General features: G+C 51.9%; 15 protein-coding genes and 1 tRNA gene. 8 read left to right on the forward strand and 8 right to left on the reverse strand.

Going from position 1 to position 19,819, the window contains the following annotated elements:
* Positions 1-292: 292 nt before the first annotated feature.
* From NNL38_RS13640 to NNL38_RS13670, 7 genes are all read left to right on the forward strand, one after another.
* Positions 293-1,111 (forward strand): hypothetical protein, encoded by an 819-nt coding sequence (locus NNL38_RS13640; protein ID WP_255388565.1) that lies wholly within the window; start codon positions 293-295, stop codon positions 1,109-1,111.
* Between the two features lie 27 nt (positions 1,112-1,138).
* A complete protein-coding gene (locus NNL38_RS13645) occupies positions 1,139-4,999 on the forward strand; it encodes a zinc-dependent metalloprotease (RefSeq protein ID WP_255388566.1) in 3,861 nt (1,286 codons plus the stop codon).
* A 226-nt stretch (positions 5,000-5,225) separates the two neighbouring features.
* Complete coding sequence (locus tag NNL38_RS13650; protein WP_255388567.1) at positions 5,226-6,245, forward strand: ABC transporter permease subunit; 1,020 nt, start codon at positions 5,226-5,228, stop codon at positions 6,243-6,245.
* A complete protein-coding gene (locus NNL38_RS13655) occupies positions 6,246-7,292 on the forward strand; it encodes an ABC transporter permease (RefSeq protein WP_255388568.1) in 1,047 nt (348 codons plus the stop codon). It abuts the gene before it with no gap.
* A gap of 106 nt (positions 7,293-7,398) precedes the next feature.
* Entirely contained in the window at positions 7,399-9,207 is a 1,809-nt protein-coding gene (locus NNL38_RS13660) for an extracellular solute-binding protein (protein ID WP_255388569.1), read from the forward strand.
* Positions 9,208-9,221: 14 nt separating this feature from the next.
* Positions 9,222-10,220: an ABC transporter ATP-binding protein gene (locus NNL38_RS13665; protein ID WP_255388570.1), complete on the forward strand. Its 999-nt coding sequence runs from the start codon at positions 9,222-9,224 to the stop codon at positions 10,218-10,220.
* Positions 10,213-11,214, forward strand: coding sequence for an ABC transporter ATP-binding protein (locus NNL38_RS13670; protein ID WP_255388571.1), 1,002 nt, complete (start codon positions 10,213-10,215; stop codon positions 11,212-11,214). Before NNL38_RS13665 ends, NNL38_RS13670 begins: the two co-directional genes overlap by 8 nt.
* A 36-nt stretch (positions 11,215-11,250) precedes the next feature.
* Here NNL38_RS13670 and NNL38_RS13675 read toward each other — a convergent pair whose 3' ends face one another.
* The 8 genes from NNL38_RS13675 to NNL38_RS13710 form a co-directional block, all read right to left on the reverse strand.
* Entirely contained in the window at positions 11,251-12,051 is an 801-nt protein-coding gene (locus tag NNL38_RS13675; RefSeq protein WP_255388572.1) for a helix-turn-helix domain-containing protein, read from the reverse strand.
* Positions 12,052-12,277: 226 nt separating this feature from the next.
* Positions 12,278-12,362, reverse strand: a tRNA-Leu gene (locus NNL38_RS13680).
* Positions 12,363-12,430: 68 nt separating this feature from the next.
* Entirely contained in the window at positions 12,431-13,444 is a 1,014-nt protein-coding gene (locus NNL38_RS13685) for a LacI family DNA-binding transcriptional regulator (RefSeq protein ID WP_255388573.1), read from the reverse strand.
* A 221-nt stretch (positions 13,445-13,665) separates the two neighbouring features.
* Positions 13,666-14,415, reverse strand: a complete 750-nt coding sequence (gene chbG, locus NNL38_RS13690; protein WP_255388574.1) for a chitin disaccharide deacetylase — start codon at positions 14,413-14,415, stop codon at positions 13,666-13,668.
* A gap of 58 nt (positions 14,416-14,473) precedes the next feature.
* Positions 14,474-15,787 carry a 6-phospho-beta-glucosidase gene (locus NNL38_RS13695; protein WP_255388575.1) on the reverse strand — a complete coding sequence of 438 codons (1,314 nt, stop codon included), beginning with the start codon at positions 15,785-15,787 and terminating at the stop codon, positions 14,474-14,476.
* Between the two features lie 12 nt (positions 15,788-15,799).
* The gene (locus NNL38_RS13700; protein ID WP_255390653.1) at positions 15,800-16,108 is read right to left on the reverse strand and encodes a PTS lactose/cellobiose transporter subunit IIA; all 309 of its coding nucleotides are present in this window, start codon (positions 16,106-16,108) and stop codon (positions 15,800-15,802) included.
* Positions 16,109-16,168: 60 nt separating this feature from the next.
* Positions 16,169-17,503: a PTS sugar transporter subunit IIC gene (locus tag NNL38_RS13705; RefSeq protein WP_255388576.1), complete on the reverse strand. Its 1,335-nt coding sequence runs from the start codon at positions 17,501-17,503 to the stop codon at positions 16,169-16,171.
* A 119-nt stretch (positions 17,504-17,622) separates the two neighbouring features.
* Positions 17,623-17,931: a PTS sugar transporter subunit IIB gene (locus tag NNL38_RS13710; protein ID WP_255388577.1), complete on the reverse strand. Its 309-nt coding sequence runs from the start codon at positions 17,929-17,931 to the stop codon at positions 17,623-17,625.
* Between the two features lie 419 nt (positions 17,932-18,350).
* Here NNL38_RS13710 and NNL38_RS13715 point away from each other — a divergent pair, with 419 nt between their 5' ends.
* Positions 18,351-19,643, forward strand: a complete 1,293-nt coding sequence (locus NNL38_RS13715; RefSeq protein WP_255388578.1) for a polysaccharide deacetylase family protein — start codon at positions 18,351-18,353, stop codon at positions 19,641-19,643.
* Positions 19,644-19,819 lie beyond the last annotated feature (176 nt).

Raw genomic sequence — 19,819 nt, forward strand, 5'->3', positions numbered from 1 at the left:
ACGAAACTCGAGCAAACAGCCAAATTTCAGATATAGGCTCTAAAAAATCATGTTTCCCGTGATGAAACCCTGATTATTTCGTTTTCATGAAATTACATGAATTTTTAGAAGCAACACTTGGTTTCATTATTCAATACCCGGCGAATTAGCTGGTGATACTTTCTCAATAGCGATTTATTGCTCGAAGCATGTCAATTAGTATTCCAGCTCTAATCATAACTAAAACAGTACGATTCTCATGCGGCCATATGGAGCGCCGTCATGAATACACATACAGGGAACAGGGCACGTCATGAAGTACAACCTGGCAATCTACGCCATGGTACCTGCTTTGCTGTCGACAGGGATTTATGCACAAGAGTCAACGCAGCCGTCTCCTCCAGGGAAAAAGTGGGGAGCTTCGATTGGAATTGACTACAGCAGAAATGCCTATGACAGTAACAGTTATCTGGCAGAGCGTAACCTCGCGGCATCTGCAACGATCACTTACAACTTAAACGACAACACACAATTCTCAGCACTCATCTCCGGGCGACACAGTTTTGACGGTGAGAGAGGCGACTATTGGGATGATTTCTGGCTCACCGCCACCCGTCGCAACCTCTGGACACCAACAGACAACCTGTCAATGTCCGTCGGTGGCCGTGTGCTGATTCCGATCTCCGACACCTCCGTTAAAAACGATCTGCAAACTGCAATTCGCGGTGACGTGAAATTTACCCTGGTGCTGGATCATTGGCTGTCGGGACTCACCGTCAGTGATGCGATCCGGCTACGGAAAAACTTCCATCAATACACCACAGCCGGTGGTCATCCGCTGGAAGAATACCGTTTCAGCAACCTCCTGACTGTCGATTACACCAAAGCCAAATGGTTCTTCAGCACTAACTTTGTCAGTGCTGAGTCCTGGAGCTACCGCGGCACTCGCTACTCACCCAAGCTGACCTATGCTGCCGAAATCGGCTATCAAATCACCACCCCATTCAGTGCCGCGCTCGGTATGACCAATAGCGCGACTTACTACGACCCGGACCGAGGGCCGAGTCCACTTAACGATTTGTTTGATCTAGAAAAGCCGACCTACTACATCACGCTGAATTACACCCTGTAAGCAAAGAATAAAAAAGGTAAACACAACATGTATAAGAAGTTAGCGATAGCCGCCATGGTGAGCATTGCGCTCTATGGCTGCGGTGCCGAAGAGCGAAGTTATGACACACTCCCTCGGGCAACAGAGCAAATCTCCAAGAGCTCGCTGGATACCGAATCTCTGTGGCTGTATATGCCATCCACCGGGGCAACACCCCGTTATGCCGTTACCCAACGTGGTTTCTTCCAGGGTACCCCAAAACTGGTCAAACTCCGCTTTGACAAACAAAACGGGATTATTGCCGAGGAGATCGACCGCGACACCATCAAGCCCGGCGAGGAAAGCCGTTACGCCGACGTGATCAACCAGGCACCTGTACTCAAGATCCCGGGTACCTTCCAGCAATACCGCTGTGCCGAGGATAACTACGATGAGTGCACCAACAAGGAAGAGCTCAATGAAGATGCTGACCTGAACTGGGAAGAAACAACCCATTTCACCCCGGATTATGCCGGGATTGAATCCTTGGCGGTCGATACCGTGGATGCCTGGTGGACGGCTGATAACGTCGATGAAACTGCAGATCCTCGTGTCACTCACTGGGAATACGATGCCGAAAGCGGCACCATTAATGTCGAAGTGGAGCGCACCTTTTCCGCCAGTCCGGACGACGCCTACTTGTTTGGCAACAACCTGGAAGACTTATCTTTCAAAACCCGTTTTTTCTACTCTCTGGTTAAGCTCGACAAACTCGCATCTCCTGACTACCAAATAGTTCAGGCCCCGGGCCGTGACTCGTTACGCTTTGGCTTCTTTAATGTGGAAAAAAGCCAGCGTTCGTTAACCGGAGAATCAGGCCTGCAAGGTCAGAGCTTTAACTTACTCAAGCGGTTCAATCCGAATGCCCCAATAGAGTACTACTTGAGCGACAGCTACTTTGACAAAGAGAACAAGCTTTATCTGGATGTCACGCTAGAAACGATCCGTGAGATCAACCGTACCCTGAAAGGAACCGGCGTTCCGACAATCAAAATCATGAATGAGAGCCAGCCGGCTGGTGTTCATACCGGCGATCTACGTTATAACGTGCTCAACCTAATCACTGATCCAGTCGACAACGGTCTGTTGGGCTATGGGCCTTCGGCCTCAAACCCGCTGACCGGCGAGATCGTTCATGCCCACGTCAACCAGTATGCCGGCGTGATCCGTTCGACCTCCCGGCGGATGTGGAATGAGCTGGTCATGCGCTATAACCGGGAAGAAATTGAACGCCCGGCTCAGTTTATTCCTCAAGCGCCGCCAAGCGACAACACTGCAAGTATAGTGGCAAACGATAACGATCATAACGGCAGTTCTCTGATATCTGTAACCGCAGCAACAAGTGCCCCATTGGTTCAGTCTGAGCCCCGCTTTATCAATGGGGTACCACGCTGGTTGACACCACCTGAACAAGAAGCAGATACGTTGAGCAGGGCTAGTGCCGACTATCAAAAGCAACTCAATAAAATGGCCGAACAAAACATGTACGCGGCTGAATTTATGTGGGTCAGCACCAAGTCGAAAGGCCTTATCAAAGGAATTGACTACTTGAGCGGTGGTTACTTTGATAACCAAGGCCTGGAGCCCTCAGCTCAAGACTACACCGCGAAAGTCAACACTAAGCTGAAGTCGTGGAATCATCTGAACAAAGACCAGCAGCAAGAAGTTAGTGATGCCATCACCAGACACATGTTCAAATCAACCCTGGTGCACGAACTTGGCCACAACTTGGGCCTGCGTCATAACTTTATGGGTTCAGTCGATAAGGCCAATTTCTACCAGCAGGATGAAATCAATACCCTAGGGTATGAAAAGGTTCCGGCTTACAGTTCTGTCATGGACTACGGTGCATCAATTTTTGATGAGCTTCCGACATACGGTAAATATGATATTGCCGCACTGCGCTACGGTTACGGGCGAAAAGTAGAAACACTCCAGCCTGATAATATCAATGGGCAAACTTCCGAAATGGTTAGCCTTAAAGCGTTCGATAAAACGTTGGAAAACAACTATAACGCATATCCGCGAGGAATCCTGGATGAACTGGCAGAGCACCTGAAAAATGACTCGCCTGATACAAAACTGAAACAGTATAACTTCTGTACAGATGAAAACGTGACCAGCCAGACCACCTGTAACCGCTTTGATGAAGGCACCAATGTTCTGGAGCTGACTCAATTCCGCATTCAGAAATACTGGGACAACTATGATCTAGTGAATCGTCGTGATAACCGAGAAAATTTCTATGATTTCAACCTTCACAATTATTCTCTGCATCGCATCAACCAATTTTCACAAATCCGGGATGTCATTGAAGACCTTGGCCGATATGACAATCTGATTGCTATGGTCAATAACACCGCAGGAGAAAACAGCTACGGTAGCAATGTATCCGAGTTTTATACCCGCTCTTGTACACCAGCTTATAAGCGTAAGTCATTAAATGAATCTCAAAAAATAATCTGTGACACCTATGATGCAAGTTTACTGGCCGCAAACTTCTTCATTCAGATCCTGGAAACACCAGATAAGGTTTGTGAAGTAAAAATAGACATGGACGGTAGCTCCCCGAGCTATAAATTTATTCCACTATCCAATTTGTGGCTTCAGTATCAAGGCGCGATTCAGCACAAAACAGACTTACCGCGTTCTTGTTTTGATCCTGAACTGACATCGGTCATGGAAAATGGCTTCCAGAAAATCACCGTTCTGTCTGAAACTCGGGATGGTCGCCCTCTAGATAATATGCGGGCTAACAACCCATACCAAAATAGTCACAGTGCCGTTGATTTGCTTGGTGTATGGCCGGACAAATTACTGGCTGCACAACTGCTGGTTAAACGGAGCGGCCTTTACCACAGCAGTAACGACAAGTCGAATATGGCCCTGATCGACATTTCCAGCACTCAAAGTGGCACTCAGGGTACACCACAAAAGCTGAAAACTTATCTGGGCTACTTAGGCTTTGGTATGGATTCATACAGGGATCCTATCTTTATCGATAAAGACGGCGTAAGAAAGGATACGATAAAACGCTATGTGCCTGATATTAAACGCTCGATTGATATCCCTGGATATCTGGTTGGTTTGAAATGGTACTTTCAGCTTTCGCAGGAAACTGTTACGCCACTGTATTCCGCGCTGCTTCATAACCTTGTTGCTTTCGGTTGGGGACAAGAATATGGGTTATCTGACAGCTCAAAAGATCTGATCGATGACATTACGCTAACTCAGCCAAGCATGGGCAGTGATGAAAATGATAGCTTCCAGTTTAGCTGGAAAGCCCGGAACTACCTTATTACCCGACGTAATGGTCTGGCGAAGCATATGGCAGAAAAAGCCCTGCTTATCAATGGTAAGGATGTTGAATTAGCAAAACTGGAGAAGGCCAACCCACGCACTAAGCGCAACCTAAACACGAAAGGACTTCGAAGCCTGAAAGATCTTCAAGTGATTCTGTTACGAGACCCTGCGGCAATTGAGGAGCTCGAGTCGGCCACGCACTTTGAATCACTTTTCAGAGGGAAAGGTTTCCCAATCATTACCGAACCAGCCAAGTTTACTTTTAATAAAGCAGATGACTGTTATTCACCAGCAACCGATAACAGCCGCTGCCATAAAAAAGAGAACTTACACGCTGCCTGGAATGCCATGCGTGTCTATAAGGATATTGATCCAGACTACCTCAATATATTACTGGATAGCGCGAAAAACTACGCGTCATATATTAGCCAGGAAATCAATGAGATTCCTGAAGATGCCACAATTTATGACATCGACCCGGAAATCATCTGGCTATGGGATCGACGCGAATACATCCAGTATCGCTATGCGCTAGAGCAGCTGCCGGTCCTTCCGGCTTACTACTAAGTCACTCAACCCAGCCGGATATCTCGCATATCCGGCTTTTCTACTCATTCTGTGCGATCAACAGCCCAGCTCATCAGATGCCGCCACCGCTTGCCCGGACAGCATCTTTCGGTGAGGTCCAGCCCTCAGGGGAAGGCGTGCGCTATGCGAACACAGAAGAAAACCGGCCCAGGGTAGGAATACCCAACCGCCGGTCAGCCTGACTAAGGATGAATAGGAGTCTGCTTTGCTCGCTTATTTTAGCCGACGATTACTACTGATCATTCCCACCTTTATTGGTGTCACCTTGCTGGTCTTCGCCCTGACCCGGTTTGTACCCGGCGGTCCGGTGGAGCGAATGATTGCCCAGATGCAATCCCAATCCATGGAAAGCGGCGGCGGAAACCAACAGGGATCACAAACGCTGTCTGAGGAGCAGATTGCCGAACTGAACGCCTTCTACGGGTTGGACAAACCGATGTTTGAAGCCTATACCGAATGGCTGGGCAAGCTGATCACCCTGGATCTGGGAGAATCCACCCGCTATTACGAGCCGGTGTGGGACATGATCAAAGAACGCCTGCCCGTCTCCCTCTTCTACGGCCTGCTGACGTTCCTGATCAGCTACCTGGTGTCGATTCCGCTCGGGATCCTCAAAGCCATGAAACACGGCTCCCGGTTCGACCATGTCAGCTCGGTGATGGTGTTTATCGGCTACGCCCTGCCCAATTACGTGGTCGGGGTCTTTCTGCTCTCATTCTTTGCTTTCCATCTCGACTGGTTCCCGATGGGTGATTTCGTCAGCGATGATTTTGACGACCTGTTGTGGCCGGATAAAATTGCCGACCTGTTTGCGCATGCTGCCCTGCCCCTGCTGTGCTACATCATCGGCGATTTCGCCATTCTCACCATGACGATGAAAAACAACCTGCTGGAAAACCTGGCGGCAGATTATGTCAAAACCGCCATAGCCAAGGGGCTCCCCTTCCGGCAGGCCGTCCGCAAACACGCCCTGCGCAACAGCCTGATCCCGATTGCCAGCCATCTGGGGAACGTGGTTTCAGTCTTTGTCGCCGGCTCGTTTCTGATTGAGGTGGTATTCAATATCGACGGCATCGGCCTACTGGGGTACGAATCGATCATCGAGCGGGACTACCCGGTAGTGATGGGGATCCTGGCGATGTCGTCCCTGCTGCTGATGCTGGGCAACATCCTCTCGGATCTGTGTGTTGCCCTGGTCGATCCACGGGTTAAATTCGGGAGTTAAATGATGGCACTCAATCCACTGACCCTAAAGAAAATCAACCGCTTCCGCTCGATCAAACGAAGCTACTATTCTTTTGTCCTCCTGGCGGCCCTGATCCTGCTCTCCTGTGTCGCTGAGCTGCTGGTCAACAGCCGGGCCCTGGTTGTCTCCTACCAAGGCGAGCTGTACTTCCCGACTTACTCAGCAGTAAACACCGGGGAGACCTTCGGCCTGAACTACGGCTACGAGGCCAATTATCGCGACCTGAAACAACACTTTGCCACCGAAGGAAAAGGCAACTGGGTGTTGATGCCGGTGATTCCCTGGAATCCTTACGAGCAGGACTTCGACGGGACAAGCTATCCGCCGAACCCGCCGTCGCTGGACCGCCAGCATTATCTGGGCACCGATGAATCCGGACGCGATGTCCTGGCACGCCTGATCTACGGTTTCCGGATTGCCATCTGGTTCGCCTTATTGACCCTGACCCTGTGCTACACCATTGGTGTGTTGGTGGGCTCGCTGATGGGATACCTCGGCGGCAAGTTCGACCTGGTGATGCAACGGGTGATCGAGGTGTGGTCGATGGTGCCGTTTCTCTACGTCATCATGATCATGGTCTCCATTATCCAGCCCAGTTTCTTCCTGTTTGTCCTGATCAATGTGATGTTCGGCTGGATCAGTATCACCTGGTACATGAGAACCATGACCTATAAAGAAAAAGCCCGGGAATATGTCCTGGCTGCCCGGGCGCAGGGGGCCAGCCTGTGGCGGGTGATCGTCAAACATATTCTGCCCAACACCATGGTCATGGTGATCACCCTGGCACCGTTCGGCATTGTTGCCAATATCACGACGCTGACGGCACTGGACTATCTCGGGCTGGGCCTGATGCCGCCGACCCCGAGCTGGGGCGATCTGCTGCAACAGGGGAAATCAAACCTCAATGCCTACTGGATCATCGGCTCGGTAGTGTTCGCCATTGTGTCGGTCCTGACCATGGTGACCTTCATCGGCGAAGGGATCCGCGAAGCGTTCGATCCGAAAAAGTACACCCGGTATGTCTGATGCCAACACCTCACTCAATGGATGGCAACACAGCCAACCGTTTATCAACACAACATCTGTCCAAGGGTCGCAAGGCACGGCCCTGGCAGGCATCGATGGAGTCACCATGAAACAATTATTGATGGCCTTGCTGCTCACTGTCCTGATGGTGCTGTTTCAGAGCGGTGCGCTGGCCACAGAGCTCCCGTCGGGGCTCAAGTGGATATCCAACTCGGATCAGCCGCTGTTTGCCGACAGCCGGGCCAAGCCGGGCGGCACTTACCGGCTGCACATTTCAAGCTTTCCGCTCACCCTTCGAACCATCGGCCCCGACGCCAACGGCAGCTTTCGCCCCTTCCTGCTCGATGGCAACCCGGCGCTACTGCAGCAACAACCCAATACCCGGGCGTTTCTGCCGGCAATTGCCAAACAATGGGCCTTTGGTGACGATCACCAAACCCTTTATTTCCGGCTTGATGAGCATGCCCGCTGGAGCGACGGCGAGCCCATCACCAGCCGGGATTTTGCCTTTGTGTTCGACTACATGAGAAGCGAACATGCCAAGGCGCCGTGGTACAAGGAGCACTTCACCAACAAAGTGGCGGGGATCACTGTCTACGACCCGTACACCTTTGCTCTCCACTCTGCCGATCCCCTGGCGGACGATGAATTGCTCATGCGCTTGAACATCATGCCCAGACCGGCGCACTTCTATCCGGGCGGACAGCTGCCGAAAGATTTCGTCCGCCGTTATAACTGGAAAGCCGAGCCTGTGACCGGGCCGTATTACGTGAGCAAAATCCGCAAAGGCCGGGCGATTCATCTGGAAAAAGTCGACAATTGGTGGGGCTATGCCAACCGGTATTACCAGTACCGCTACAACGTCGACAAAATTATTCTCAAGGTGATCCGCGATACCGACATTGCGCTGAAATACTTTGAGCGCGGTAAACTGGACGCTTACAACATGATCTTTCCGTCGCTGTGGCATAACAAAGCCAAAGGGCCACTGTATGATCAGGGTTACATTCACAAATCCTGGCTTTATAACAAGTCGCCGCAAGGCGCGGCCGGCGTGTGGCTGAATCTGCAGGCGCCGCTGATGGCCAGTGACGCCATCCGCCACGGTATCGCCCATGCGCTGAATGTCCCGAAAATGATTGCGGTTGCGCTGCGCGGGGATTATGTCCACCAGCAAAGCTTCGGCTCCGGTTATGGTGACTACGATAACCCGGAGATCCAGGCGAAAGCCTTTGATCCGGCCCAGGCTGCCGAGTATTTCCGGCAAGCCGGGTTCAAGCACCTGGACAGCGACGGCATCCGCATCAACGATCAAGGAGAGCGCCTGAGCATCACCCTGACCTATCGCACCAAAATGCATACGGCACGGGTGGTGGTGCTGAAAGAGGAAGCCAAAAAAGCCGGACTGGAGATTGAACTCAAACTGGTGGACGGTGCCACCGGGTTCAAATCCCTGCTAGAGAAAAAACATCAGGCAGCATTTCTGGGGATGGGAACGGGGCCTCTGCCGGTCTATTGGCAGTTCTTTCACTCCGCCAATGCCAAACCGCAGACCAACAACTTCACCAACTACGCCGATCCGGCCATGGACCGGCTGATTGAAGCATTCGACACTGAATTCGATGTCCGCCGTAAAGCCGGGCTCTCGCGCCAGATCCTGCAGAAAATTGCCGAGTGCGACTGCGTGATCCCGACCTATGCCGTACCGTTTTCCCGCGGTGCCCACTGGCGTTATGTGAAGCTGCCGCAAGGCCTGGGCACCGAATTATCCCGCGATATCCTCGATGCCAACCGGATCGAGCTCGGCCTGTTCTGGATCGATCTGGACGAGAAAAGAGCGACTAAGCAAGCGCTGGACGATGAGCACGCCTTTGAGCCCGTGACGACCATCGACAGACGATTTACCCAGGGATAAAGGAAGCACTCATCATGCGTGATACAGAAAGCAATATCCTGACCATCAAAGATTTAGAAACTACCTTCACCACAGACGAAGGGGATATCAAAGTACTCGACGGCGTCTCATTCACGGTCGCCCAAGGCAAAACCATCGGGGTGGTCGGTGAATCCGGCTGCGGCAAAAGTGTCACCGCGGCATCCATCATGGGGCTGCTTCCCCGCCCTTACGGCAAAGTGACCGGCGGTACCATCATTTACCAGGGCATCGATCTGGTTAAGATGGTCCCGACCGAACTCTATCAGACCCGCGGCGCCAAGATCTCGATGATTTTCCAGGATCCGATGACCGCCCTGAACCCGGTCCACACCATCGGCCGCCAGCTCTGTGAAGTCTACGAGCTGCACCAACCGGAGCTGTCCAAAACCGAGCGCAAACAAGCGGCCCTGGCAATGCTGCAGCAAGTCGGCATCCCTGCCGCCGAGCAGCGTTTTCATGTTTATCCGCATGAGCTTTCCGGCGGGATGCGCCAGCGGGTGATGATTGCGATGGCCCTCGCCTGCAAACCGGACATCCTGATTGCCGATGAGCCGACTACCGCGCTTGATGTGACGGTTCAAGCCCAGATCCTGGCGTTGATGCGCACCATCCAGGCCGAGAACAATATGGCCATCATCTTTATCACCCACGATTTGGGCGTGGTTGCCGAGATGTGTGATGACGTTGTCGTGATGTATGCGGGGCGGGTGGTCGAACGCGCCGATGTATTTACCCTGTTTGAATCCCCGCAACATCCCTATACCCAGGGGCTGCTGCGCTCCATTCCCCGCCTTGATGGTCAACCGAAAACCAAGCTGGAAACCATCCCCGGCTCGGTCCCTTCACTCCGGGAAATGCCTTCCGGCTGCCGGTTCCGCAACCGCTGCCATGACCAGAGCGCGCGGTGCGGCGAAACCGTCCCGCAGCCGCAGACCGTCTCCCCGGGGCACGATGTGAGCTGCCTGATGATCAACGAGGTGAACCATGGCTGAAACGATCCTGAAATTAGTTGATTTGAAACAGCACTATCCGGTCCGCGGCTCACTGTTTCGGAAAGCCAAATCCGTCTATGCCGTCGATGGCGTGTCTTTTGAAGTCAACGCCGGCGAAACCCTGGGGCTGGTCGGTGAGTCCGGCTGCGGAAAAAGTTCGGTCGGGCGAACCCTGCTCAAACTTCACGAGCCCACGGCCGGGCAGATCATCTATAACGGGCGGGATATCACCGACCTGAGCGCCTCGGAAATGGTTTCCCTACGCAAAGAGATGCAAATTATCTTTCAGGATCCGATGGAGAGCCTCAACAGCCGTCACACCATCGGGACAATCCTCGCAGAGCCTTTCGAGATCCACGGTATCGGCCTGCCGGATGAGCGGGAAGTCTGGGTTCAGGAATTACTGCAAAAGGTCGGGCTGCCGGCTTCTGCGGCCAGCCGATATCCGCATGAATTTTCCGGCGGCCAGCGCCAGCGGATCGGCATCGCCCGGGCCATCGCTCTGAATCCGAAGCTGATTGTCTGCGACGAAGCGGTATCAGCACTCGATGTATCGGTCCAGTCGCAAATCATCAATCTGCTGCTCGAGCTGCAAAAGCAAATGAACCTGGCACTGATCTTCATTGCTCACGACCTCTCGGTGGTGCGACATATCTCCGATCAGATCGCCGTGATGTACCTGGGACGCATCGTCGAAATCAGTGATACCGAGACGCTGTTCCGCCACCCGCGACATCCCTATACCCAGGCGCTGATCGCCGCAATCCCAATCCCGGATCCACGCCAACGAGGGAAGCAGTTGCTGCTGCAGGGCGATGTGCCGTCGCCGATGAACCCACCACCGGGTTGCCACTTCGCTTCCCGCTGCCCGCAAGCAACAGCGTTGTGCTCACAAAGTTATCCGGCACTGACGGAGTTGGGCATCACTGAACCGTTAGCCCCTGAACACGGCGTACGTCACCAGGTGGCCTGTCATCTGGCATCACCCGCCTGAGATAATGCAGGGTCAAACGGACAGCCACACGGGGGCTCATGCCCCCGATGTTTCACAGCGGGCAATGGCTGTTTTGACATCCTGCAAGAATGAATGCGGCAATGCACCAATGCCTTCAGAGAATACCAGCGGTTGATGCTGGGTCACGAACAGCAGGACATTGCGCAATAAATCCTTCTCGGTCTCATTGTCCTGCATATTTTCACTGTGATATTTGAGGATCTCTTTCGCCAGCAGTTTATTGAGTTCTTCAAGCTGCCCTTCTTTGAGGTACATCCGGGAGAACCCCACCCGGACACAATCCGGGTTATCCAGCGCCTGCGCTTTGAGGATCGTTTTGTATTTGTGACTCAACTTGGAGTTTTCGGAAAAGCGATAATAAAAAGGGCCAACCAACTGGATCTTATTATCTTCAGCCAGTTTCACCAACCCCAGCATCTCCAGAGCACGCAGGTAGGCATACGTTGAGGACTTATTCAGACCATATTTCTTGCGCATATACGTATAACTATCTTGCTGACGCAGGTGGCGTAATTCGCGATAAAAGTCATACAGCTGGGGGAATTGGTAGAAAATCTCATCCTGGGTATGGCTGAAAAAACTGTCGTTATCATGCTGAAGCTTGATCGCCAGTTTTTGCAATTCTTCCAGGCTGGTTTCCACCTCCTGGCAATAGTCCAGCAGCTTCTCCAGAGTAATATTCGGGCTATACAAATGACGCTTAAAGGTCGACAGGGGAACGCCTAACCGCTCGGCCAGCTCTTTATAGGTCAGCCCCTTGGTTTTGATGATGTTTCTCAGTGCCGCCAGTAGATACTCTGATTTAGCTGCGCGCATAGAACCCCAGCTCCTTTATCGTTATTCTGCGTTGAGTGACTTGTTGTCGGTAAATAATGAGACCCGTTTGGCAGGTATCGATTGCACGACTCTTCCCATAACCTACTTAATTACAATTGAGGTCGTCAATAACGGCAAAGCTAAAAGCAGAAAAAGACAAATAAAGCGAGCAAGGCCCGGATACAACAAAGCCCCAGCTTTCGCTGAGGCTTTGTTGTTTGAATCATGGTGCCCGAGGGCGGACTTGAACCGCCACTCCCGAAGGAAACGGATTTTGAATCCGTCGTGTCTACCAATTTCACCACTCGGGCAATGCGAGGTATTATACGCAGCTCCGCTTGAGATACAAACGCTTCTCAGCCAAATTCAGACTGATTGATTATAAACCGTCCACGGCCGGCAACGGACGCACACTGTCACGCAATCGCAGCTCCGGCTGAAAATGACAACGCATCTCTACCGGCTGCCCGTGAATTTGGCTCACCAGCAGCTGCACTGCCGCCTGCGCCATGTCACGGATCGGAAAATGAACTTCTGAAACCGGCGGATACAGGCTGGCACACAGGCCCACACTATCAAAGCTGATCAAAGACAGTTGCTGAGGAATGGCGACATTATGCTGATGAAAAAATAGTAAGGCCCCCAGAGTCATCTCTTCACTACAGGAAAACAGCGCCGTGATGTCGGGACACGCCTGATAAATCGACTGCGCAGCCCGATAACCACTCTCACGACTATAGTTGCCCTCTTCAGCCCATCCGTCCGCCTGGGTGATACCGGCTTCCTGCAAAGCCTCAACATAGCCTTGATAGCGCTGAAAACTACTGGCGCGACTCAAAGAGCCAGAGATACAGGCAATCTTACGATGGCCCTGCGCAATGAGATAACTGACCGCCTGCTTCGCGGCCAGCCTGTGATTAAAAGTGATACAGCGCGACTCCAGCCCGGCAACCTGCCGATCCAGCAAAACAAATGGTGTCGGCTCCTGTGCCAGAAGGTGCAATTCATCATCCGGCAGGTAACGGCTATTCAATACATACCCTTCACAGCGCAAATGATGAAAACGCCGGATCGCCTCCCGCTCTCCTTCCGCAGACAAGTGGCCCTGCGCGGTGATCAGAAACTTATTGTGGTTATCAAGCTCGGCCTGGACCTGCTCCATCATTTCACCGAAAAAACCACCGGTATAATACGTGACCAGCAGGCCGGCCATGTTCGAAGAAGCGGTCGCCAAAGAGCGGGCAATCGCACTGGGGCGATAATTGAGCTCTGCCATGGCCATCTCAACTTTGCGTTTGGTATCCGCGCGAAACTTGCCTTCGCCATTGATGATCCGTGATACGGTGGAACGGTGCACCCCTGCCAGAGATGCGACATCTTGAATACTTGCCATAGAAAGGGCTACCTTGGTCTACCAACGCTGACAATATGCGCTCAGGGAATTATAGCGCTGACTCCCCCAACAAAATATCGACAGCGTCATCAATGAGGAACGAAGAATAGCAGGCTGCCAGATTCTCGCCTAGTGACAGGGGGATAGGCACTGGCAGCCGCTATTGACTCTGAATATCCATGGTGGATATTCCGCTTTCGCCGAGGGCTCACAACCATGGCTCAACGGTGATATTTTTCAGCGAGGACCGAAAAGTCAGTGATCTGAATGTCCAATGCCGCCAACGCTTCGATCAGCTCAGGGGCGGTCAGGATCGCCAACTCATTTGCCCGCTCGACATGATAAGAACTGATATCCAGCAGCGCCTGATCAACATAGGCTGGGTGCGTCATCACCTCCAGCACATCACACTGACCTCGGTGACGCTGAATCAACTCAACCAAGCCATCAACATTGAGATCCGAACCGTAAAAGTGGTGTTCAAACATGTAGCGACAAGCTGGACTAACCCCATCCTGGTGACCACTCGCGCGAAGTGGTACGCGATAATCACGCACGATCTCTGCCACAACCGGCAAAATTTCCGGATGTGAATGCGCATGGTGGTGGCTGTCAACATGGCTCAGTTGCAAACCACTGGCCATAAAGGCCTCCAGCTGTGCAATCACTTCATCAGCCACCTGTTGCCTGGAAAATCCACGCTGCGCCCAAAACCGTTCACCACGAAAAAACAAGCCATCATCCCCAACCAATGAAGGCGCCGCGGTGAGCGGCTTCCCTAACGTAAAGCGCAGGTGAAGTCCCACTTTCAGCCGGGGTTCCTGGTGGGCCAGAGCTATGGCCTGTTGCTCTGCCGGCATCCCGACCATCAGGGTGGTCGAGCGAACGACTCCCTTTCTGCAAGCCTCAACAATACCCAGGTTAACGCCGGGGGTCAGCCCAAAATCATCTGCATTAAAAATGACATACATAACTGTTCCAGATAACTAAACAACCCATGCACAGGCAATGGGCCGCTCATCCGCCCGCTTAATGGCGGAACTGTGGCAAATAATCATGATTGGTTTTGAGGATCTCATCTAAGATCAACTTCGCCTTGTCGATATCCGGGACCAGCGGGTTACTCGCCAGCGCCATCAATCCTTTGTCATAATCACCATGAACTGCCGCTTCCACCGTCAGCTGCTCATAGGCTTTCACCTGACTGATCAAGCCTAAAACCTGCGGCCCTAACCGGCCCACAACAATCGGTCGAGCGCCCCAGCTGCCGACCACCGCACTACACTCGATCACCACATCATCCGGGAGCGACGGAATGGTCCCGTCATTGCGCACGTTGACGACATGGAGGGACTTCTGATCATTATAAATCGCATCCACCAAGTTCAATGAAGCATCCGAATAATAGGCGCCACCTCGTTTCTCGAGCTGCTCGGGTTTCTCTGCTAACGCTTCACTGCTGTATAGCTCAAACAGCTCCCGCTCCGTCTTCATCACCTGCTCCGCCCGGGTGCCTTCCTTCAGCGCCGTGGCTTTCTCCTCTGCCAACATCGCTTCAGTCTGATAGAAGTAGCGATGGTATGGACAAGGAATCGCCCCCAACGCATTGAGAAAATCCGGATCCCAGGGCTCTTCACTGATATTTTTCATGCTGTAGCTGGCACCGTCCCCGACTTTCTTCAACACGTCTGCGGTAATATCCTGACCTCGCAGCCAGGCCCGGTGTGCCCACACCAGATGGTTCAACCCGGCACATTCCAGCGTCAGTTCCTGCGGCTGGCAGTCCATCATCTCGGCTATCATCATTTTCATCGAAACCGGCACATTACACAGCCCGATGGTCTTCACCCGGGTATACTTCTGCACCGCCTCCGTCACCAAGCCGGCCGGGTTGGTAAAGTTCAGCATCCAGGCGTTGGGGGCCAATTCCTCAATATCTTGACAGATATCCAGGATCACCGGGATCGTCCGCAGCGCCTTGGCAAATCCGCCCGGCCCTGTGGTTTCCTGACCAATCACATCATATTTCAACGGGATCCGCTCATCGTTGGCTCGGGCCTGGAGCCCGCCGACGCGAAATTGCGTCATCACGAAATCTGCCCCCTGGATCGCAGCCCGGCGATCCATGGACGCTGTCACGGTCATATCCGCCCCTGCTTTGTCCACCATACGCCGGGTGAGCGCTTCAATCACGGCCAGCTTCTCTTTCCCCGCTTCCACATCAACGAAATGCATCTCTTTCACCGGGATCCGATCGAGCCGTTTTAAAACGCCTTCAACCAACTCAGGGGTATAGCTACTGCCACCTCCGATAATGGCGAGTTTCAGCGGAGATTTAGTCATTATCTGCCCCTATTATTTCGCCAGGTTTTCGTACATGCCAACCATCTCGGTCACCAGCTCATGGGCCAGGATGGTCGTCATCAGGTGATCTTGTGCATGCACCATCACCAATGTCATGGGGACTTTCCCTTCGCCCTGATCCGCTTCAATGAGCTGGGTTTGGGTCAGGTGTGCTTTGTTGAGGCACCCTTTGGCCTGTTTCAGTAAATCACGTGCCTGGTCCAGCTCTTGCTTTTTCGCCTTGCCCAACGCTTCATAGCACAGGCTGCGCGCTTCACCGGCATTGACGATAATTTCCATCACAACTGCTTCTTGATCCATCATTCTTTCCTCAGGTCGATAAATGGGGGCTACGGATGTTTCCGTAGCCCAAACGCTCAATTATGCGGTTGCCGGGGTACCTTCCACGACATCTTGTTTCTCTTGATCTGCTGAGACTTTCTTCTCATCTTCAAGCAATTGCTTTTCGAACATTTTGAAGAATGGCAGGTAAATCAGCAGGTCAATAATGAGCAGGCCGACAACCAGTAGCACAGGGGCAAATGTCCAGCCGGTTCCCCACGAGGCGCCGATAATCGCAGGCGTTGTCCATGGCGTTGTTGCAACGCCCATCCCGACAAAGCCCATCTTCACCGCAGTGAAAGCAATCACAGCATTCACAATCGGGGCAAAGACAAACGGAACAAATAGCATTGGGTTCATGACGATTGGCGCACCAAAAATGATGGGCTCGTTAATCTGGAAGAAACCAGGTACCGCACTCATACGACCCAGGCTACGCAGGTGAACGGAGCGGCTGAATACCATCAGAATCGCCAGTGCTAAGGTTGCACCCGAACCACCAATGAAGATGTAAAAATCCCAGAATGGCTGCGTAAAGATATTTGGAATCGGCTCACCGGCAACAAACGCCGCGGTGTTGGCACCAATGTTAGTCAGAAAGATTGGTGACAGCAGACCCACAACGATTGCAGCACCGTGAATCCCTGCAAACCACAGGAGCTGTGACAGCAACAATGCGCCAATGATGGCAGGCAATGTATTTGAGGCACTTACCAGAGGTTTAAACATCTGCATCACTGCATCCGGTATCAGCATATCGAACTGGCTCTGCACGAACAGACTGAGCGGGTACAGCGTCATGAAGACAATCAAGACCGGGATCAACATCTCGAAACAACGCGCAATCGCTGGTGGTACCTGCTCTGGCATCTTGATCGTGATATTGTGTTTTTGCAGGAAGCGAACCAGCTCAACAGCAAAGAAAGCACTCAATACCGCAGTAAAGATCCCGGTTCCACCCATGTGGTTCGCTGGTAAGGCACCATCCGTAACCGGCGCACAAATCAGGAGGAAACTCATCAGCGACAAACAGGCACAGGTAATACCGTCCATCATATAGGCGCGCGCCAAACTATACGCCACCCCGAGGGACACAAATATCGTCATAATGCCCATCGACATATTGTACGGCATCATGATGGCATCAAAGTTTTCTGTCGCAAAATCCAGCCAGGCACGGCCAAAAGCATTCGTTGTATCTTCCGCAAACGGTGGGAAGGCAAAAATCAGGATGAAACTACCAACAATGATAAATGGCATTGCAGTAATAAACCCATCACGCATGGCTCGCACATGTATCTGCGCGCCGACCTTCGCTGCCACAGGAGCGATTTTGTTTTCTACGACATTCATTAACTTATCGTAAAGCTTCATAATCATTAATCCTTTGATTTAAAGATAAATAACCCCGCCCCGCATTGATAAATGCAGAGTTAAAATAAATCTGTCCTTAACTTAAATTGAGCCGAATATAATTCGGCTCAATTAATGGGTTACTTGGGCATGAGTGACAGGGCTTGGTCGAGCACCTCTTCTCCTTTCATCATGCCGTAAGCCATCGGTGAAATAGCATCAATCTGCTTCCCATACTGACTTGCTGTTTTACGCAGCTCTTCCAGCTGGAATCGGACCTGAGGCCCCAACAGGCACACGTCATACTCCTGAATATACTCTTCAAAAGCACTAACCGGGTGGGCTTCAATCTTGCAGTCCATCCCCCGCTCCTCAGCAGCTTTCACCATTTTTTGCACCAGCATACTTGTCGACATACCGGCACTGCAGCACAAAAGAATCTTTTTCATCCCACTCTCCACCTTTTAATTATTCCGCTTTTTTAGCGACGTGAAAATTGTAACCAAATTATATAGAAGTAAAAAGCGCAACCGGTTGCATTAACGTGAAGGAGTTCTCAAATCATAAAAGAATTAATATTCACCAGGCAGTCACAAAGGAAACAAATCCGGGCAGGTTAAATAAGATTCGCAAGAAAAAAACAGGCGAAGATAAAAACTTGAGAAGCAAATCCAAACAATTTGAAAAATGAAAATACCTACTCAAATACATTGCTTGATAACGCGCATATCAATTATACCGTTATAGATTTTAACAATCCCTTCCTGAGCTAATAGTAAGCAATCGTGGGCATTAACATCGACATGTATGCCGTCACCGCACCAAAGTATTGAACCCTCCATCCAAATAGGAATATAGGAATACAGCAATGAAGAAAAATTTACTTTCTGTTTTGTGCTCCGGTACTCTGCTTGCCGCTGCCATGTCAGCTCAGGCTGCCCCGAAAGGAACCATCTATCTGACCTTTGACGATGGCCCGGTCAATGCGACGATTCCGATGGTGAAGGTCATGAATGATGCCGGGGTAAAGGGAACATTCTATATTAATGCCTGGCATCTGGACGGTATTGGCGATGAGAATGAAGACCAAGCGGTAGAAGCCTTGCAATACCTGCTGGACACCGGCCATGTCGTCGCCAACCACAGCTATGATCATATGGTGCATAACTGCCTCGGTGAAAACGGCGACAATACAGCAGCGGCCTGTAACGCGACCGGCAACCACCAAATCGACTCATACCAGGATCCGGTGTATGACGCCTCCATGTTCGATAAAAACCTGACCGTCATCGAGTCCTACATTCCGAATGTCCACTCTTACCCGAATTACAAGGGCGAGAGCCTGGCCCGTTTGCCCTATACGAATGGCTGGCGGGTCGCGAAGAACTTCAAAGGAGATGGCTTGTGCGCAACCTCTGATGATCTGAAGCCTTGGGAGCCGGGCTATGTCTGTGATCCGGAGAATCCTTCTGACAGCGTCAAAGCCTCAATTCAGGTCGCCGATATCCTGGCCAACAAGAATTACCAGATCCATGGCTGGGATGTCGACTGGGCACCGGAAAACTGGGGGATCCCAATGCCGGCTAACAGCTTGACCGAAGCCGATGCTTTCCTCGGCTATGTGGATGCCGCCATCAATGCCTGCGCACCAACCACCATCGAGCCGGTGAACTCGAAAACTCAGACTTTCCCTTGCGGCACTTCGCTGCATGCAGACAAGGTGATCGTCCTGACACACGATTTCCTGTTCGAGGACGGCAAACGGGGCATGGGCGCGACGAAGAACCTGCCGAAGCTGGCTAAGTTTATTCAAATTGCAAAAGAAGCGGGTTACGTCTTCGACACCATTGACAACTATTCGCCACAATGGGCTGTCGGAACTGCCTATGCAGAAGGTGATTATGTCCTCCACGATGACATCCTGTATAAAGCCGTCACCGCGCACACCGCGCAGGCCGACTGGGCACCGTCATCAGCCTCAAGCCTGTGGGTAAACAGCATGCCGGCCATTGTCTGGCGTACCAATGTCAGCTATGAAATTGGCGATGTCGTCACCTATAAGGGTGAACGCTACAGTGTCGAATCTGCGCATATTTCCCAGACCGGCTGGACGCCAGAAGCAGAGCCGACATTGTTTACCAAGCTACCAGCGATGTTCTAACCGGACACAATGACATCCTGTGGTAAGCAGTCGAAATAATATAGAAGGAAGCCGCCCTGGCTTCCTTTGTGTCTTTCGAAAGCCTCACCATGTGAAAACCTACCTCCACCCTAAAGTACAACTTGTTGCGTATTTGCTAGCAAGATCACTCAACTTAAATGATAATAAAAATCACT

The organism is Photobacterium atrarenae, from assembly GCF_024380015.1.
Taxonomy (GTDB): Bacteria; Pseudomonadota; Gammaproteobacteria; order Enterobacterales; family Vibrionaceae; genus Photobacterium; species Photobacterium atrarenae.

Excerpts from the sequence above, each read along its gene's own strand:
- NNL38_RS13675 (WP_255388572.1), bottom strand. The coding sequence starts at position 12,051 with ATGCGCGCAGCTAAATCAGAGTATCTACTGGCGGCACTGAGAAACATC.
- NNL38_RS13685 (WP_255388573.1), bottom strand. The coding sequence starts at position 13,444 with ATGGCAAGTATTCAAGATGTCGCATCTCTGGCAGGGGTGCACCGTTCC.
- NNL38_RS13695 (WP_255388575.1), bottom strand. The coding sequence starts at position 15,787 with ATGACTAAATCTCCGCTGAAACTCGCCATTATCGGAGGTGGCAGTAGC.
- NNL38_RS13715 (WP_255388578.1), top strand. The coding sequence starts at position 18,351 with ATGAAGAAAAATTTACTTTCTGTTTTGTGCTCCGGTACTCTGCTTGCC.
- NNL38_RS13665 (WP_255388570.1), top strand. The coding sequence starts at position 9,222 with ATGCGTGATACAGAAAGCAATATCCTGACCATCAAAGATTTAGAAACT.
- NNL38_RS13660 (WP_255388569.1), top strand. The coding sequence starts at position 7,399 with ATGAAACAATTATTGATGGCCTTGCTGCTCACTGTCCTGATGGTGCTG.
- NNL38_RS13645 (WP_255388566.1), top strand. The coding sequence starts at position 1,139 with ATGTATAAGAAGTTAGCGATAGCCGCCATGGTGAGCATTGCGCTCTAT.
- NNL38_RS13700 (WP_255390653.1), bottom strand. The coding sequence starts at position 16,108 with ATGGATCAAGAAGCAGTTGTGATGGAAATTATCGTCAATGCCGGTGAA.
- NNL38_RS13710 (WP_255388577.1), bottom strand. The coding sequence starts at position 17,931 with ATGAAAAAGATTCTTTTGTGCTGCAGTGCCGGTATGTCGACAAGTATG.
- chbG (WP_255388574.1), bottom strand. The coding sequence starts at position 14,415 with ATGTATGTCATTTTTAATGCAGATGATTTTGGGCTGACCCCCGGCGTT.
- NNL38_RS13670 (WP_255388571.1), top strand. The coding sequence starts at position 10,213 with ATGGCTGAAACGATCCTGAAATTAGTTGATTTGAAACAGCACTATCCG.
- NNL38_RS13655 (WP_255388568.1), top strand. The coding sequence starts at position 6,246 with ATGATGGCACTCAATCCACTGACCCTAAAGAAAATCAACCGCTTCCGC.
- NNL38_RS13640 (WP_255388565.1), top strand. The coding sequence starts at position 293 with ATGAAGTACAACCTGGCAATCTACGCCATGGTACCTGCTTTGCTGTCG.
- NNL38_RS13705 (WP_255388576.1), bottom strand. The coding sequence starts at position 17,503 with ATGAAGCTTTACGATAAGTTAATGAATGTCGTAGAAAACAAAATCGCT.